Origin of the sequence: Plantibacter flavus (assembly GCF_900177615.1) — a bacterium.
Lineage (GTDB): Bacteria > Actinomycetota > Actinomycetes > Actinomycetales > Microbacteriaceae > Plantibacter > Plantibacter flavus.
In genome coordinates, this window is record NZ_FXAP01000007.1 from 23,444 (window position 1) to 37,273 (window position 13,830).

A 13,830-nucleotide genomic window follows, 5' to 3' on the forward strand; every position below is an offset into this window, starting at 1 on the left:
AAAGTGTCGCTCCGAACATGCCCGGGTGATTCCGCGGATCTGAGGATGAACTGGGGCATGCGAGCAATGGATAGAAGGGTCATCTGATGTCAGACATGGACGCCGCATTCATCGATGGGGTACGTGACACGAACGAGGTATTCCTCGAAGCTGAGGAACGTGCTCTGAAGTGGGCCAGGCGACGCAGCGAAATGACCCGCATGGCGCATCGGAACGGCGTGTCAGTCGAAGACATCGCTGCGGGCGTGGGGCAGCCGCCATCGATCGTTCGTGAATGGCTGAGCGCTCCGACCGACTAGTCGAACCGGCTACTGGAGCATGTGGGTGAGCTCTATGCTCCCTTTCAACAGCCGCCACTCAGGCTGCCTCTTAGATTTGGAGATGCGCTAGCTGCGACAGATGCTGACCGCGGCTACGAGGTAACGGGGATTGCCTGGTCTGCTCAGCGTCCTCGAAGGGCGCGTCGGTCGAGACCGCTCAAAGGATGAGACAGCGCCGCCCGCGAGGACCGATGCAACCTAAAGTGTCGTCGGGAACACGAAACGACACTTTACGTTGGGCGTTCACAACCGCGCGAGTGTCCGAGCTGGTCCGGGCGGCGCGCGCGGGGTCATTCGGTGGCGCATCACACGACGAGCGGAGATGGAAGGGACCACAAGAGCTTCCTCAGGGTCGTAGTTAGCCGTCGAATCGTCAGACAATCACGGGCCACGTTGGGTCATCCTGTGGCGGTCTGACACTAGACGCTCCGCTCCGCACCCTGGCGTCCGGCACGCAGCACCGCTACCCTGGGTGCACGGGTGGTCTGGTCCGCCCCTCTCCGAGTTCGAGCTCCCACGCGGCGAAGACACTGAGGACAACGGTTGCCGATCCAGAGACTGCAATGTCTGTTGAGTAGAGCAATCTCTCCTGTTCAGGGCATGCAACGCGTGGGCTGCGACGCCCGGATACAGAGATCGAGATGACATCAACGAACCACCAGACGGACCGTGAACTACAGGCTGACGCGCGCGCGTGGGCGAAGTTCACCGGCGTGAGTTACACGACGTCCCTACGACAGCTGACTGCGCCCGAGGCGCAGGGGCTCCTCGGGCCTCGGCTCAGTGCGCGCCACTTGATCAGGACGCTGACCGAGCACCCGATCGTGGGCTCTCGAGAAGAGGTTCCGGTGCTGCGTGAGCACGGGATCACCGTTCCCGGTCAGAACGATATGGGTCGAGCCTGGAGCTTCGGTGGACGGGTCGACTTCGCCCAGCTGGCGCTCATCTCTGATGTGCTTCGCATGTTCAGTCCAGTCTCTGACGGCACGAAGCCTGCCGTCGGAAGCTACTCCGCCAAGCACTTCGCAGAGAACTTTCTCAACGGCATCGTCTCCTACGTGAGCAATGGGCGACTCATCTGGGCAGCCGCGGCGCTCGGTCTGCCCCTCGGTCCCCGTGAAGTCGGCAGTCCCAACATCAAGATCGGGCTGCCGAAACTTGAGTACGACTACGCTCGTCGATCTGTCGGACACGGGCACACCCGGCCGAAAGCAGACCAGCACCGGCCTCCAGGTTTTGAGGCGCTCTCCCTGAGGGTGAAGCAATTGGTTGCAGGCGATGCCGTCGCCCCGCGTCAAGTACCGGTCGCGTCGGCGCCCGTTGAGAGCGCCTTCAGCGCATGGCTCGTCGATCAAGCCGGCCTTGACACGGCCATCGGCGACCTCGCGCGGGACTACTCCGCCGGTATCGATAGCAGCGAGCACCGGATCGCTGAGAGTCCGGAGGATCTGCTGGCGATTCTCGACGACGTCGGATGCATCCCGCGCGTGTACGAGCTGGCCCAGGAGGCCGGCGCCGAGTGGCGCGCCACCGCCTAAACCAACGCAGGAGGCACCACACCGCCGCCACCAAATGACCCCAATTTCGCGCGATTTTGGGGTCATTTGGTGGCGGTGCGCTTGTCTTGCTGCGATGGGGTCATTTGGTGGCGCACGTCCCGCATGGCTGCGATTCCAGGCGCAGATGGGGTCATCTAGTGGCGCTCCAGCACTGTGGAACGACGGTGGTGGGGTCAATCGGTGGCGCTCAGCGTCGACGTTTCGAACCGGATTGACCCAGTCCGAGGATTGGGGTCAATGCGTGGCGCCCATGAACCCCAGGATTCAGCGGTCACCGCCACGCATTGACCCCAGATTTCACCGGTCAAACGTGGGTGCAATCGATGGCGAATCGGGATCATCTTGTGGCGGTGGTGGGGTGATTTGGTGGCGCTACCGGGGTCTTTCGGTGGCGGGTGGGCATCAGGCGAACCCTTGCGATCCCAGTCGGGAGTAGGGCAGTGGGCATATCTCGCACGCGCACCCTGTATCTCTTTCCTGTAGTTCACCTGTTCAGATCAACATCTTCTTAACGCAACCACAGAGCAAATCGGCGTCGATTCGCACACCTAAGCTCAGGCGTTTCCCGGAGTGTGAGAGGTTCAGACTGGTGCAGGCAGCGACCAAGCTCGGCCCTTCCATCACGCTGGCAAGGTCCAGGAAGGCTCTCGTCGGCTGCGAGACCCGTTCCCCTGGCGCTTGCCGCCCCGGCTCCTCAAGCGGGCGCCTACGGGGCGCACAGGGCCGCCAAAGCGAAGAACCCCCGGTTACCACGCCGGGGGTTCTTCTGCTCTCCGTGAAGAGCTCCAAGTTCGCAAAGCCATGCAACCGAGGATGAGACGAGCGTATCGCGACCGCAGGTGGCTCTATGCTGATGTCCCCGCTTCAACCAGACGACGAGAGACCGCGAACACATGGCGACCATCAACGCAACCGACATCGGCCGGCGAATCGGTTCGTTTCAGCCGCCAGAGGTCATCAACTTCCTACTCACGAACCAGGGTTACCTGACAGGCAAGCCCGGCAAGTATCACCTGACGCCGGAGGGGGAGCGGTTCGGCGAGTACATCGACTACGACAACGGATACGGGGGCTTCGCCCACCGGCAGCGCTACTACACCCGTTTCGACGAGAGCATCCTCGGCCACCTGGACACCTCGCCTGAGCAGATCGAACAGGCCCGTCAGGGCTACCAAGCACACAAACTGGACCTGAAGATCGCCCGCGAGGCCGCTTACCGGATCGCCGAGGAGGAGTACCTCGCCTCCCTGGTCGCCGACGACGCCGACGGAGAGATCGACTGGAAGCAGCTCGCGATCGTCGTCGGCGTCGCGGCCGCCACGATCACAGCCGGCGTTGCCACCTACAAGATCGTCAAGCACATCAAGAACAAGAAGGCTGCGGCCGCCGAGCAGACCGGAGCCGTCTGACCTTCGTTCCGGTCACGCAGAGCCTCGCCGCCTCTGTCACGCCGACTGCGCTGTCCGACGACGCAGCGGCGTGACCTCCGCCAGCGTCGCGCCGCGCTCCTCATGCTCGCGCTGGACGTGCAGCAGGTCCCACGCGGCATCGCCTGTCACTGACACGCCCCGCGCCCCTGAGCGCCGTGTCTTGCCGCGAACGAGCATGTACTGGGTCTGGAACACACCCGAGCCGATCTGCTCCTGGACGTCGTGGAAGAACACGACGTTCGACACGGGTCCGCTCCCGTCGTCGAGAGACACGAAGACGACACGCTTGCCACCGCGCATCGGGGGAGTGTTGGTCGCTCGACGGACGCCTGCGATGATGACGTCAGTGCCACCGGGGAGCCCGCCGAGATTCCGCGCCGGCGTCACGCCGAGCTCTCGAAACAGCGGGTAGAAGCGCTCCATTTGGTGGCGGTTGACTGCCAGACGCATCTCCTGCAGCTCGAGGTCGGTCTGCGTCCGTCCGCGCAGCTCGAGCGAGGTCACCGACGACCGGTCGGGGAGGGGCAGGTCCAAGTCGAACGCCAGCTGCGTGTCGGGCACGTACTGGGCCTTCGCAGAGATCGACGAGAGGTGAGCGAGAAGCTCGTGTCGGCGCTTCGACTCGTAGTCGATGAAGGCGTCCAGGGCGCCGACGCGCGCCAGTGATTCCATGGTCGTACGCCGCGGCCGCACTCGATCCCTGAAGTCCTGCAGGGACGAGAACGGCTGGTGGCGGACGATGCGATCGCGCTCGTTGTGGCTCGATCCGTTCAGCTCGCCGAGTGCCATTCGTACGCCGAGCTGACCGTCAGGGTCCGCCTCGACGAGGTACTCATGGGTGGAGTGCTGCACGTCGATCGGCAGTACGCGAACGCCGAGATGGCGCGCCTCTGCGAGGATCAGGTCCTTCGGCCACATGCCGGGGTCATGCGTGAGGAGCCCCGCCATGAACTCAGCCGGATAGTGCCGCTTCAACCACGCCGATTGGTACGTCGGAAGCGCGAACGCTGCCCCGTGGGCCTTGGCGAATCCGAAGGACCCGAAGCCGGCGAGGATCGTCCATGCCTTCGCGATGACGGCCGGCGGGAAGCCGCGCTCGGCGGCCTTCGCCGTGACGAACGCCCCGATGCCGTCGAGGCGCCCACGGTCCGCAAGCTGCCGGCGAAGCACATCGGCATGACCGAGGCCGCAGCCGGTGAGCTCGTCGATGATCCGCATCACCTGTTCGTGGAACACGACGACTCCGCGGGTCTCCCGCAGGATCGGCTTCAACCGCGGGTGCAGACAGTCCGGCATGACCTCCCCGTGCCGCGCCTGGAGGTACTGCAGCGGCATGTTGTTCTGCATCGGCCCTGGCCGGAACAGTGAGATCTCCACCGTCAGGTCGTTGAACACCTCGGGCTGCAGCTTGCCGACGAGCTCCATCTGGCCCGGGGACTCGAGCTGGAACACGCCCAGCGTCCTGGTGGACCTGAGAAGCTCGTAGGTTGGTTCATCGTCCAGCGGCAGCGCGTCGATCTGCAGTTGCTCACCGCTGATGCGGTGGTGCTCGGTGACAGCGTGCGCCATGGACGACTGCATCCGCACGCCGAGGACGTCGAGCTTGATGAGGCCCATGTTGTCCATGTCATGCTTGTCAAATTGCGACATCTGCAAAGGCGCGAGGCCTGACATCTGTGTGGGGGTGCGGTCCAGCAGTGACAGGTCGGACAGGATGATCCCGCACGGATGCATGCTGACGTGTCGGGGGAGTCGGTCCAGCCGCTCGGTGACGTCGACGAGGAGGTCCAGCTCTCGCGACTCGCGCACGGCGTCGGCGAGGCCGGCGAGCTCAGGCTTCTCTCGCAGCGCCTCTCGGAACTCGCGGGCGTTGAAGCGCCACATCTGCTTCGCGATGACGTCGACGAGTTGCTCATCCATGCCCAGCGCCAGGCCGGCGTCTCGCACGGCACCCCGCGATCGGTACGCGTTGGTCATCGACATCAGCGTCGCTCGATCAGGCCCGAACTCCTTCACCAGACGGTGGTTCACGTCGTGGCGCCGAGAGGACTCGACATCGAGATCGATGTCTGGCATGTTCGGTCGCTCGAGAGCCAGGAACCGCTCGAAGATCAGACCGTTACTGATCGGTTCCACGGAGGACGTGTGCAGCGCGTAGTTCAGCACTGAGCCGACGCCGGATCCGCGCGCCTGGATGCGGATCCCCATGCCCCTGATGATGTCCGCCGCCTTCGCCACCGTGAGGAAGTACGACGGCATGCCCAGCTGCTCCACGATGTGCATCTCGTGCACGAGTGCCTGGTGTGCTTCCTCGAGTGGGGGAGTGTCGGAGCGGCCGTATCGCTCCTCGACGCCGGCTCTTGCCCGCTCCCAGAGCGCCTGCATTGGATCGCCGGAGATCCCGATCACGGAGGCCTCGGGCATCCGCGGCCGCTTCCAGCCGATGTCACCGGTGGGGTCCAAGGCGCAGCGCTGTGCTACTCGCTCGGTCTCTTCAAGCAGGCGAGTCACAGCGCCAGCGTCATGCGAGCCAGCGTCGACGACCATGGCCGCGATCTGGCGCATCTGCACCGCCGGCTTCAGCCATGCCTGCCCGTTCACCTGCAGCTGCTCCCCGAGCACGAGATCCCGCAGCGGGTTCAGATGACGAACGGCGTCCGCCAGGTCAGCGGTCGCGGCTTCATCCGGGAGGCCGTACCGCACGGCATTCGTCAGCACCGCGGGGAGGCCACAGGACTCGGCGAGCCCGAGCATCCGGGTCGCCGGCGCCAGTGAACCAGGCCCCTCCTCGGTGAGATGACACACCACCTCCAGAACCAGGTGGCCGGCCGGAACCGCGCTCATCCAACGCGCGAGGGCGTTGCGGGCGCCGGCGCCGTCGCGACGGGCGATCGCCTGTCCGACGTCGGAGTCCGGCCCCAGCAGCACGGTCAGCTGTGGGTCATCCTCCAGGAGCCGGGTGAGCTGGGTACGAGGGAGGGCAACCGTCTTCCCGTGGGCGTGTGCCGCGCTGACCGCCCGGCAGAGTTGTGCGAACCCACGGCCTTCGTTGCCGCCGTGAGCCAGCAACGCTGCGCGGCCGATGCTCCCGTGGTGCTCGTCGACGATCTGCAGATCCGTTCCGAGACCGGGGGAGAGGCCTGCTGCGATGCACGCCCCGACATGCTTCGGTGCCCCGTACAGCCCGTCACGATCCGTCAAGGCGAGGAACCAGGCCCCGTCCTCGGCAGCCAGGCCGGCCAGAGCAGGGGAGGAGGTGACGCCGTAGTGCGCTGAGAGACTCGAGGCCACGCGGAGGTGGGGGAAGTTCACGTCCAGGCGACCGCGAGCGTCCACCCGCCTTCGGCGTCGCGGCGCAGGTCGTAGCGTGTGGGTTCCTCCTCGTCGCGGATGGCATCCACGCGCCAGGTCTCCTGGTCGATGCGGGCAGGAGATGCCGCTCCCGTCCACCAGGCGGTTCTGGTGAACAGCGCGATCGGCTGGCCGACGACCCGGTACTCGAATCTGTCCCAGACGAACGATTCGGGGGCTCCCGAGGGTGCCACGGCGACCGATACGGACGCATCCACCACCGTCGCCATCACCCCTCCAACCATCGAACATATGTTCTATCGATTCAGCGAGTGTACGCCACGTGCCAGGGGAGCGGTGGACGGATCTTGCTCGCGCTATCGTTGCCCCGTGGGGACGAGATCGAAGAGTGTGGCTATCGGGTTCGTCGTTGCCGCGTGCGTGGGCCTGACGGGGTGCAGCGCGGAAGAAGCGGAGCCGGTCAAGTTGGCGGACGCCTGCTCGGACTACCAGCAAGCTGCGGCGGACTTCCCAACCGGCCAGCCGAAAGCGTCAAGCGAGTATCTCCGTGATGTGGCGTCCGGGCTCAGCGGCATCGCCGCGGCTGCCGAGAAGAACGCTCCCGGTCTGAAGCTGACCGATCCCGTCGCCGGCGGCCAGTTCGAGCGCTTGGCCGAGGCGGCGAGAACCACGGCGGATGCAACCTCCGAGATCGCCGAAGGGAAGCGCGAGGCGACCGATGGTGACTACGACCTCACGCAGTCGGTCAAGGGTCTAATGGCCTCGGTGAACGACGTCTGCTGAGACACGCGTCCCTCAGGAGCTGCGGGTCACCAGGGTCTCCACGGTGCCGTCATCCTTGAAGAGGATCGCCCTCGTCAGCAGGTCTCCATCGGGGCTCGCGCACGCGAACGTGCCTCCGTTGTAGGAGCCCTTCCAGTCGAAGGCGCCGGCAGGATTCTTCACGGTGTCCGGGATCTCGGCGTTGCTCTGCATGGTCCCCGTGTGATCGGCGACAACCTGCATGCAATCGTCGAGGGCGGCCGGCATAGATGCTGCACATGCGGTGAGAAGGAGCACGCCGGTGGCGACGGTGGCGAATGAGCAGACGATCACGATGGATTGTCGGGCGTCTGAGGAATGATACGACCCATGCAGATGGATAGCGGCACGTTGGAGCCGTGGATACCCCTTCCTGAGAATCAGACGCGATGGGAACGGCTCGGGCTACTCCGGGACCTTGTCGAGGGCGCCGCGTGGGGATGGCCTATCGATGACAAGGCTGAGCTAGCTCGTCGTGAAGCACGGGTTCGTGGTGTGATCACAGCAATGAGCGAAATGGCCCCCGACGGTCACTTCTACGCGTAACGAGTATCCTCGGGTGCCCGATCGACCAACTCCGCAAGCGGCGGTTCCGAGCTGACATCCAGCGCCTCGTCACAGTTCCGCGTCGGCGCAGGGCCTGCGGCGTATGTGGATCAAGCGCTGGCCTGCTGGAGTGGAAGGCGTTCCAGCGGCGTGCCCGGGAGGTCCGCCGGGGTACTGATGGCCTCGACGGCTGACCGGATCCACTCGTGGACGACCGGTTCGTTCGCCCCAGCAGAGGAGCTCTCTCCATCGAGGTGTACATGGACTTCAGCTGTGACGGTCTCCCTCGCCAGTTCGACAATGCGTGCAGAGAGAGCTTCTGCGTAGCTGGCGAACTCGCGATCACGTTGCTTGTCGAGTTCGTCCTGGACCGCGACGATGGCCTCGAGGTGAGCATCCCGTTCATCGCTGAGCCGTACGAAATCGTCTCCTGCGACGTCACTCTTCGCCACATACAGGACGTTGATGCCACCGGTGCCATCTTGGGCACCCGCCTTGATGTTCTCGATCTGAGCCGGTGTCGCACCGCTGCGGGTTGCGAAGTTCTGCCAGGCATCCCAGGACCATGCCGGTGCCTCCGGAGAACGAGGAGTTGGATCGGCACCGACCTGCGTGTCGTAAACCCACACGTACTCCTCTGCGGGAATCTCCGGATTGGCGACCGCTGCTTCGTCCAGTCTGTGGCCGATCTCGTCCGCGGCTGCGTCGTACTGCTGCCACGTGTCGCCATGTTCGGTGAGGATCTCATCGATGTTCAGGGTGATGTGAACGGGCGCCGTGCGGTGCCGCATGAGCTCACCTTCATCTGTGCCGACGGTGGACTCCAGAAGCGAGCGAACGCCGGCGGCCTCCCAAGATCCAGGCCGGCCTCGTAGCGCAGTCTCGATACCTCCGACGTTGGCGGCCGCGCCCGCCAACGCGAGCGTGACGAACTCGGCCCAGTCAGAAGGTTCGCTGTCGTCCGGATGCGGTTCCCACCGACCGGTGCTGCTGGGCTGCAGACGCGGTCGGCGTAGACGCGCCGCTTCTGTCAGGACGTCGATCGCATCCGTCAGTACTGCCTCGTAGGAGCGCTGCACCGCGGCAGGGACGGCAGGAACGGTGTTGACGATCCCGTAGGCGATCGGGTTTTGTGACCCGTTCGCCAGCGGGTCTGGCTGACCAATGAGCGGGTGCAGCGGGTCGGGTTCCCCGTTGATCGCGATCCGGCCGCCGCTGACGAAGAACACCCCGTCGATCGTTCCGACCGCCACAACGACGCCGTTGGCGACCAGCAGAGCGAGCTCCGCAGCCGCGACATTCGGGAGGCTCGCCTTCCAAACACCGCGACCACGCTCCCACAGATCCACTGGGGCCAACCCCGGCAGGAAGCCGATCCGGGTTCGCCCCAGCGCATCGGGTGACGGCGCCGGTCGATCTTCACCGAGCTTGATGCGGACGACGGGAGTAGGAGCTGGTGTGGAGGTCATGCCTGCACTCTACACGCCGAAGCGAGACTATTGGACTAGTTAAATCGTTAAACTGTCATAAGGTGCATTATCGGGTGTTTGACTCCTATGCATCTGTAGCCTTCGAGCAACTGGCGGCGTCCGGGTTCATGCGGACGGCAGCGACACGATGTACACGTGGACTGCGGCGTTCACCCGAGTGGGGAAAGCTGCCAGCCCGGCATGGATGGCCGACTCCGACTGGGCATCTGTCAGGCCCCCGGTCCCTGCCCCGATGAGAGGCATGAGCAGGGTTCGGGCTCGGATCTGCTGCGCGCACAGGACCGCGTTGCGGGTGGATCTTGCGACACTCGTCGGCGTCGCTCTCCAGCGCCAATTCAGACCAGCTACATGGATGAGGTTCTCGACGTTCGTCCAGTCTCCGGCCGACGTGGCCGCCGCGCCTCCGAGTGGCATGATCCCGAGCTTGGCGAGCTCATCCCAGGGCCCCGCGCCGGTGAGCTTCTTCAGCTGGCCGCTGACGCCCCGTGCCAAGAGCAGTGGACGAGGAATGAAGTTGCGGTTCCAGGGATTCACCATGGCGTCGGCGGTCATGTCGAAGAGGTCGCCGGTGTGTCGCGAGACGGAAACGGTTGGTGGCGCAGATGTGCCCGTCGCTACCACGGGAGCAACTCCGAGAGCCCGAGCAGGTTCCAGCTCGACCAGGTCAGGCCGAGGTAGATCACCGTGCCTGGGACAAGGACGACGGCCGCGATGCTCGCCACCAGAACGGCTCGCCGGGCGCTGTTGGGGTGTTGACCCGCATCTCCAGCGACCACTGTGGTGTCCACGGCCAACACCTCATCGAAGCTCTGTCGCGACGCCGGCGAGGGCGTTTCCCAACTCGGTAGCTTGACGATCGGGCCTGGGCCTCGTGCACCTGCGCTGTTGCGCCGCAGCTCGGAGAGACTCACCACCCCAAACGGCAGTGAGCGCGCGTCACTGACGGGTGTACTCATGCCATCCTCCGACCACTGCGCTCGCGCTCGATCTTCCGGTGCCCTGCGGCACTCTTGCGGATCGTGTCGCGGGCGATGACAACGCGCTTCTGCGTCACGTCAACGGTGTGCTCGTCGGTGTCGTTGGTGGAGATACCTGCCACCCGGTCAGCGATGATGTAGGCGTTCGAATACTCGAGCGCCTCGATGATCTGTGTGCTCGCCTTGGCTTGTTCGACGTGCTTCAGCAGCTGGGTCGACATCAGCGCCATGTCCGACGCCATCGCCTCCATTCGATCCTCGACCGACAGCAGCCGCGGATCCACCTGTCGGAAGACGTCGATCGCGACTGCGGTATTCGGATCAACCTCGAGCACGAACCCCGTCTTCGCCGAGATGAACGCTGTCAGCAGGGCAGTCGACGAGATCGCTTGGGCGAAGTCTGCTCCCACGGAAGGAGCGAGAGACGCCCTGAGGTGATCGATCAGCGGTTGGGGGAAGCGGCCCACCTGTGAGACGTCCACGTCTCCGGAAGAGAAGCCGATGCGCTGAAAGACTCGAGGTTGGCTACCGAGCTCTTTCACCCTCGGCTCGATCCGTGCGGAGTCACCAGAGGTGGAGTTCAGTTCGTCCAGCGGCTCCTGAGTCTCCTCGGCCGCCTCGGTAACGTCCATCGCTTCGTCCCCCGTTTCAGGAGCGCTCTGCGACTCATCGACCACGACCGGGACTGGTGCCCTCGCCGCCACGGCCTCCTCCGTGGAGTCCGTGTGCTCGCCATCGTCAGGGTCATCGCGCTGCGGCTGCGGATCCGCGTCGGTGGCGTCGCCCGCTGCGGCACCGTGTGCGTCGGTCACGGCGGCGGCAGCCTCGGCAGCCCCGCCATGTTGTCCGAGATCACGTACCTCTACCGCATCGTTGGAGGCAGCGCTCTTCGGATCTCGCAGGGAAGGAATCGTGATCAGCACATCGTCCGGCGTGGTCGGCTTGTAGCCGTCCATCGCGTCGTCTAGAAAACCCATCGTCTGCTACCTCTCGTCTCTGGCGTGCCGGCTCAGCTACCGACCACTGCTGCTGCAGTGTCGGGGACATCCAGGTCGCCCGCTTCCGCGTCGAGCAGGTAGCTGTCGCCGCGCGTCAGGCCAAGGAGGGAGTCGAACCCGCCGGTGACGACGCGCTCCAGGTTCGCGGTGTTCCTCGACAGGGCCCCGAGCTCGTCGACCAGTTGGTTCAGTCGCGCGATCTCGAGCGTCGGCAGGTCGTAGTCGCCGTTCTCGCGAGCGATCTTCTCCTCGATCGCCTCAACGAGGTACTCGTTCTCCGACAGTTCACGCTTGCTCGCCCAGTAGGTGACCCGTTGGAAGGTGTCCGGGTGCATCCGAACAGCCTTTCGGACTCGCCCCGGGGTGTCTCCGCTGATCCGGTCGCTCATTGTGGCTCCTGCTCAATGTGTCGTTTTTCCTGGTTTCTCAGCTTATCCTAGAGGTCTCGGTGATATCTGTGCCACGCGTTGCCGCCCAGCGGCTGGCGTGTCCCGGGTCACGGCAGAGCCGTGGACGGGAGAGGTCTTGGACTCCGAGTCCAGATCCTCCGGCACGCCACGGCACTCAGGTGCTGGTCACGTGCATCCGAACCGAATCCCGCGCCGCCGGCGCCGAAAGCGAGCCATCATGCCTGCGCCTGCCATCACCCGCACCCCGCAGCTCTTCTCCGGGGACCTTCGTCCGTATCCGGGGATCCCCGCGGACTGGTCCGTCGAGAAGAGCCGGGTCGCCGCGCTCATCCTTCGAGACATCGAACGGTTCGCCCCCGAGATGCTTGGCCCCCTCTGCCCTGCCGAGGATCAAGAAAACTTCTGGGAAGACGCCAGTCGGTTGTCGGCCGCCTGGTGGGCCACCGATGGCAACCTCGTTGCCAAGCCAGCCGGCACTCACGACCGCCCGTGGACATCCGAGGAGATGTCGCGGCGCTTCGGACCCGTCACGCAAGACGAAGAAGGTGGCCACCACGCCATCGACACACAGATCAACCACCCCATCGTCCAGCAGTTCGGCGGCCGGGCGATGATGCTCGGCTCCATTGGCATCGACGATGACACGGACATCATCCAGTGGCTCGCGACCCGTCACCGGGACCACGGCGTCGCCCGAGGTGTCGTCAAGGTGGCAGCACACAAGAACGGCATCTGGTCGATCGAGCTCGACAACGACCCCGAGGTCATTCGGCGCCGACTCCTGGACGCCATGGACTGGACCTACATCCGCCTCGACGGTCAGCGTGACGCACTGTTCGTCCAGGATGAACTGGCACTCGAGTTCGAATACAGGCTCTTCATCATCGACGGAGAAGTGGTGTCAGGCGCAGGCTGCGTGGAGGAGTTCACGCCTCTGGACCGGCAGAGCAACCGACCCTTCGATTCTCGCATGCGTCGAATCCGAGGTCACCTCGAACAGGGCGAGCCATCCCCCGTCGAGGACCGACCCGACATCTTCCATGAGCTCCTCAGCTTTGGAAGCCGGGTGGCTAGCGCACATAGCGGCACGGTCGTCATCGACGTTGCGAAGAACGCAGCCACCGGGGAGCCGGTCGTCATCGAGCTGAACGGCATCTCCAACTCGGGGCTGTACGCGTCCGACCCGTGGACCGTCGCCGAGCGACTCCTCCGTGCCCGGGACCGCGGCTACACGCTCTAACCCCAACCGGCCGGCCTGATCATCCCGATCGGGCCGGCCACTACCTGATCTGGAGACCACATCGTGTCGACGTCACGCATCGCACCCATCTTCACCAACACCGATCGCGTCAGCCAAGTCGTGCGGCGCTCCGCCGACGCGGCATACCGAGCGCGCCTCGAGCAAGCCCTCAGCGAGCGGCTCGCCACCACGTCCATGGGTCGCCTTCTCGCGGACTTCGGCGACGCCGGCTTCGGGCAGACCCTTCGCGAGGAGCTGCTGACGACCTGCCGATCGGCGGCCTCGCCCGAGCAGTTCCAAGCCTTCTCCCGCGTCCTCGGCGTGTCGCCCGCATGGCTCGCCATCGGCTTCGGTGATCGCCACGACCCGGCCCCAGGAACGGGGTGGGTCGCCCTCGGCACCCACGTCGAGGAGCCCGGCGCACACCTTGAGTTCTCAGCCGAGCTCGACGAGACCGGTCTTCCTCTGTGGGAGAGGCTGCGGGTGGCGGCATGACCGCGCCGGCGGTGAGGATCCTCACAACCGGCAGTCGCGCCTGGGCGAACGTGCAACGAGCAGAGGACGTCATGAACGCGTCCATCTCGCTGCTTCAGGCTCGCCATGCTGGCTCCGTCCTCGTCCACGCTGCGACACCCGGCGCCGGCTCACAGGTCACTGACTTCACCCGTCGAATGGGGATGGTGGCTGAGCCCCATCCCGTTGGGAATGCCCCGCACGCGTCGTCCTGCCCCGATTGGGATCGGGTGA

The 13,830-nt window shown here is 65.0% G+C and carries 14 protein-coding genes; 6 read left to right on the forward strand and 8 right to left on the reverse strand.

Annotated elements, in window-relative coordinates; all coding sequences use genetic code 11:
* Positions 1-86: 86 nt before the first annotated feature.
* The 3 genes from B9Y95_RS18280 to B9Y95_RS18290 all read left to right on the forward strand — a co-directional run bounded on the left by B9Y95_RS18280 (position 87) and on the right by B9Y95_RS18290 (position 3,288).
* The gene (locus B9Y95_RS18280) at positions 87-299 is read left to right on the forward strand and encodes a hypothetical protein (RefSeq protein ID WP_085514086.1); all 213 of its coding nucleotides are present in this window, start codon (positions 87-89) and stop codon (positions 297-299) included.
* A 662-nt stretch (positions 300-961) separates the two neighbouring features.
* Complete coding sequence (locus B9Y95_RS18285) at positions 962-1,858, forward strand: hypothetical protein (RefSeq protein WP_085514087.1); 897 nt, start codon at positions 962-964, stop codon at positions 1,856-1,858.
* 914 nt (positions 1,859-2,772) lie between these two features.
* Positions 2,773-3,288 carry a hypothetical protein gene (locus B9Y95_RS18290; RefSeq protein WP_085514088.1) on the forward strand — a complete coding sequence of 172 codons (516 nt, stop codon included), beginning with the start codon at positions 2,773-2,775 and terminating at the stop codon, positions 3,286-3,288.
* A 36-nt stretch (positions 3,289-3,324) separates the two neighbouring features.
* On the opposite strand, the gene dnaE is transcribed toward B9Y95_RS18290, so the two are convergent.
* Together dnaE and B9Y95_RS18300 are read right to left on the reverse strand one after the other, a co-directional pair.
* Entirely contained in the window at positions 3,325-6,621 is a 3,297-nt protein-coding gene (dnaE, locus tag B9Y95_RS18295) for a DNA polymerase III subunit alpha (RefSeq protein ID WP_234994177.1), read from the reverse strand.
* Positions 6,618-6,890 carry a hypothetical protein gene (locus tag B9Y95_RS18300; RefSeq protein ID WP_085514089.1) on the reverse strand — a complete coding sequence of 91 codons (273 nt, stop codon included), beginning with the start codon at positions 6,888-6,890 and terminating at the stop codon, positions 6,618-6,620. The genes dnaE and B9Y95_RS18300 overlap by 4 nt, the downstream gene beginning before the upstream one ends.
* A gap of 121 nt (positions 6,891-7,011) precedes the next feature.
* Between B9Y95_RS18300 and B9Y95_RS18305 the strand changes: the two genes are divergently transcribed.
* Positions 7,012-7,404 (forward strand): hypothetical protein, encoded by a 393-nt coding sequence (locus tag B9Y95_RS18305; protein ID WP_085514090.1) that lies wholly within the window; start codon positions 7,012-7,014, stop codon positions 7,402-7,404.
* Positions 7,405-7,416: 12 nt separating this feature from the next.
* Here B9Y95_RS18305 and B9Y95_RS18310 read toward each other — a convergent pair whose 3' ends face one another.
* The 6 genes from B9Y95_RS18310 to B9Y95_RS18330 form a co-directional block, all read right to left on the reverse strand.
* On the reverse strand, positions 7,417-7,596 hold the full coding sequence (locus B9Y95_RS18310; protein WP_143736577.1) for a hypothetical protein: 180 nt from the start codon (positions 7,594-7,596) through the stop codon (positions 7,417-7,419).
* 482 nt (positions 7,597-8,078) lie between these two features.
* A complete protein-coding gene (locus B9Y95_RS18315; RefSeq protein WP_143736578.1) occupies positions 8,079-9,437 on the reverse strand; it encodes a hypothetical protein in 1,359 nt (452 codons plus the stop codon).
* A gap of 126 nt (positions 9,438-9,563) precedes the next feature.
* Positions 9,564-10,010 (reverse strand): macro domain-containing protein, encoded by a 447-nt coding sequence (locus B9Y95_RS18320; RefSeq protein WP_085514093.1) that lies wholly within the window; start codon positions 10,008-10,010, stop codon positions 9,564-9,566.
* A 62-nt stretch (positions 10,011-10,072) separates the two neighbouring features.
* Positions 10,073-10,246 (reverse strand): hypothetical protein, encoded by a 174-nt coding sequence (locus tag B9Y95_RS20775; RefSeq protein ID WP_159453452.1) that lies wholly within the window; start codon positions 10,244-10,246, stop codon positions 10,073-10,075.
* A 164-nt stretch (positions 10,247-10,410) separates the two neighbouring features.
* The gene (locus B9Y95_RS18325; protein WP_143736579.1) at positions 10,411-11,391 is read right to left on the reverse strand and encodes a hypothetical protein; all 981 of its coding nucleotides are present in this window, start codon (positions 11,389-11,391) and stop codon (positions 10,411-10,413) included.
* 53 nt (positions 11,392-11,444) lie between these two features.
* Entirely contained in the window at positions 11,445-11,768 is a 324-nt protein-coding gene (locus B9Y95_RS18330) for a hypothetical protein (protein WP_200811444.1), read from the reverse strand.
* Between the two features lie 292 nt (positions 11,769-12,060).
* Here B9Y95_RS18330 and B9Y95_RS20780 point away from each other — a divergent pair, with 292 nt between their 5' ends.
* Positions 12,061-13,083: an ATP-grasp domain-containing protein gene (locus B9Y95_RS20780; protein ID WP_085514096.1), complete on the forward strand. Its 1,023-nt coding sequence runs from the start codon at positions 12,061-12,063 to the stop codon at positions 13,081-13,083.
* 63 nt (positions 13,084-13,146) lie between these two features.
* Positions 13,147-13,578: a hypothetical protein gene (locus B9Y95_RS18340; RefSeq protein ID WP_085514097.1), complete on the forward strand. Its 432-nt coding sequence runs from the start codon at positions 13,147-13,149 to the stop codon at positions 13,576-13,578.
* Positions 13,579-13,830 lie beyond the last annotated feature (252 nt).

Coding starts and splice junctions, on each gene's coding strand:
- B9Y95_RS18280 (WP_085514086.1), top strand. CDS start 87: ATGTCAGACATGGACGCCGCATTCATCGATGGGGTACGTGACACGAAC.
- B9Y95_RS18285 (WP_085514087.1), top strand. CDS start 962: ATGACATCAACGAACCACCAGACGGACCGTGAACTACAGGCTGACGCG.
- B9Y95_RS18310 (WP_143736577.1), bottom strand. CDS start 7,596: ATGCAGAGCAACGCCGAGATCCCGGACACCGTGAAGAATCCTGCCGGC.
- B9Y95_RS18315 (WP_143736578.1), bottom strand. CDS start 9,437: ATGACCTCCACACCAGCTCCTACTCCCGTCGTCCGCATCAAGCTCGGT.
- B9Y95_RS18300 (WP_085514089.1), bottom strand. CDS start 6,890: ATGGCGACGGTGGTGGATGCGTCCGTATCGGTCGCCGTGGCACCCTCG.
- B9Y95_RS18325 (WP_143736579.1), bottom strand. CDS start 11,391: ATGGACGGCTACAAGCCGACCACGCCGGACGATGTGCTGATCACGATT.
- B9Y95_RS20780 (WP_085514096.1), top strand. CDS start 12,061: ATGCCTGCGCCTGCCATCACCCGCACCCCGCAGCTCTTCTCCGGGGAC.
- B9Y95_RS18290 (WP_085514088.1), top strand. CDS start 2,773: ATGGCGACCATCAACGCAACCGACATCGGCCGGCGAATCGGTTCGTTT.
- B9Y95_RS18320 (WP_085514093.1), bottom strand. CDS start 10,010: ATGACCGCCGACGCCATGGTGAATCCCTGGAACCGCAACTTCATTCCT.
- B9Y95_RS18330 (WP_200811444.1), bottom strand. CDS start 11,768: ATGCACCCGGACACCTTCCAACGGGTCACCTACTGGGCGAGCAAGCGT.